Annotated in this window: 1 protein-coding gene; it reads right to left on the bottom strand. The window is 68.3% G+C overall.

What is annotated here, in order from left to right:
* Nucleotides 1–1,210, bottom strand: a 1,210-nt coding sequence (gene frc, locus QSG27_RS28975) for a formyl-CoA transferase (protein ID WP_306712314.1), incomplete at both ends; no start/stop codon positions are given.

Here is a 1,210-nt window from a genome sequence, read left to right as displayed (position 1 = left end):
CGCGGACTTCGGAAATGCGCCGCTCGTCGAAGCCGAGCACCTCGCGCAGGATTTCGTCGGTGTGCTCGCCGAGCAGCGGGGAGCGGGTGACCTCGGTCGGGCTGTCCGACAGCTTGATCGGGTTGCCGACCGACAGGTACTTGCCGCGCGTGGGGTGGTCGACCTCGACGATGGTGCCGGTCTCGCGCAGCGATTGGTCCTCGGCCAGCTCCTTCATCGACAGGATCGGGCCGCAGGGGATGTCGTAGCGGTTCAGGATCTCCATGGCCTCGAACTTCGTCTTGGTCATGGTCCACTCCTCGACCGCCGCGAAGATCGCCTTCAACCGCGGCAGGCGTGCGGCGGGCGTCGCGTAATCGGGGTCGGTGACCCACTCCGGCTTGCCGATGACCGCGCAGATCTTCGCCCACACCGGCGCCTGGGTGATGAAGTAGATGTAGGCGTTGGGGTCGGTCTCCCAGCCCTTGCACTTCACGATCCAGCCCGGCTGGCCGCCGCCCGAGGCGTTGCCGGCGCGCGGCACGGTGTCGCCGAACGTGCCGTTGGGGTACTGCGGGTATTCCTTGAGCGGCCCGTGCTCCAGCCGCTGCTGGTCGCGCAGCTTGACCCGGCAGAGGTTGAGCACGGCGTCCTGCATGGCCGCCAGCACCTTCTGGCCGCGCCCGGTGTGGGTGCGCTGGTAGAGCGCGGTGACGATGCCCAGCGCCAGATGCAGGCCGGTGCCGCTGTCGCCGATCTGGGCGCCGGTGACCATTGGCGGGCCGTCGTCGAAGCCGGTGGTGGAGGCCGAGCCGCCGGCGCACTGCGCGACGTTCTCGTAGACCTTGCAGTCCTCGTAGGGGCCGGGGCCGAAGCCCTTGACCGAGGCGACGATGATCCGGGGGTTGAGCTCCTGGATGCGCTCCCAGGTCAGGCCCATGCGGTCGAGCACGCCGGGGGCGAAGTTCTCGACCATCACGTCGCAGATGCGCACCAGATCCTCCAGGACGCGCTTGCCGTCCGGGTTCTTGGTGTCCAGCGTGATGGACCGCTTGTTGTGGTTCAGCATGGTGAAGTACAGGCTGTCGGCGTCGGGCAGGTCGCGCAGCTGGCCGCGCGTGATGTCGCCCTCGCCCGGACGCTCGACCTTGATCACGTCGGCGCCGAACCACGCCAGAAGCTGGGTGCAGGTCGGACCCGACTGGACATGGGTGAAGTCCAGAACCCGCAC

This window comes from Azospirillum isscasi, assembly GCF_030849505.1.
In the GTDB taxonomy this organism is placed as follows: Bacteria; Pseudomonadota; Alphaproteobacteria; order Azospirillales; family Azospirillaceae; genus Azospirillum; species Azospirillum isscasi.
Note: the sequence above shows the minus strand (reverse complement) of the source record. Positions and strands in the feature narration are given on the sequence as shown.